This is a genomic window from Neisseria sp. P0001.S005 (genome assembly GCF_051963715.1).
In genome coordinates this window covers 1-370 of record NZ_JBQCTZ010000761.1, presented here as the reverse complement: position 1 = coordinate 370, position 370 = coordinate 1, and the positions used below count along the sequence as shown (strand labels likewise).

Below are 370 nucleotides of genomic sequence, written 5' to 3'. Positions count from 1 at the left end.
ACATGGTTCCCGTATCGCAGCCCTTCCTGCCGTCCGCACGCCGTTTCAGCACCTCTGCCGAACCGCGCTTTGCCGCCTCCGAACACGCACAAAGCCGTTTTGAACGCCATACCGCGCGCAAACAGCGCGATGATGCCGAACGCAAAGCCCTACTGGCGCAACGCGAAGCCGCCGTCAAAGCCAAACAGGCCGCACAGGCACAAACCCAAACAGCCGCACCAAGCGCCGCATTCAACCCCATGGATTTGATTGCCAAAGCCATGGCAAAAGCGCAATCGCAACAGGACAAACTCGTCTCCTCCGACAACCGCGAAGACTTCAAAGCGCGCCAAATCGAAGAAGCCAAAGAACGCGCCGAACTGCGCCGCGC

Annotated in this window: 1 pseudogene; it reads left to right on the top strand. The window is 60.0% G+C overall.

What is annotated here, in order from left to right:
• Positions 1-370, top strand: a pseudogene (locus tag ACTHSP_RS22740) (RnfABCDGE type electron transport complex subunit B); the annotation flags it as partial.